The sequence below is a fragment of the Mesorhizobium sp. M1A.T.Ca.IN.004.03.1.1 genome (genome assembly GCF_003997555.1).
Classification (GTDB): Bacteria; Pseudomonadota; Alphaproteobacteria; order Rhizobiales; family Rhizobiaceae; genus Mesorhizobium.
On sequence record NZ_RZTV01000445.1, the window covers coordinates 1 to 266 of the forward strand.

Genomic DNA, 266 nt, shown 5'->3' on the forward strand with positions numbered 1-266 from the left:
CAAAACGCAGCCATCGGCAGGAGGTGCATCGTGACGGATTTTGCGGATGTCTCGGAGCGTGAGTTCGCCTCGGCTCTGGAGTCGATGACGGATGAAGAGCTTTTCGAACTGATGGCTGATCTGGAGATGCGCAGCGAAGCTTTGAATCGATCCTCGACAGACGAGGTCTTCGCAAAAATCCTTCTCACCGAGAGCGCGATCGAAAGACGGTTTCCCGGCCAGCTGCTGCAGCCGTACAAGGAATGGAAGAACAGGCCCGACCGGTT

Annotated in this window: 1 protein-coding gene; it reads left to right on the top strand. The window is 56.4% G+C overall.

What is annotated here, in order from left to right; translation table 11 throughout:
- Positions 1-27 precede the first annotated feature (27 nt).
- A partial coding sequence (locus tag EOD29_RS32370; protein WP_348630473.1) for a hypothetical protein occupies positions 28-266 on the top strand: 239 nt, incomplete at its 3' end.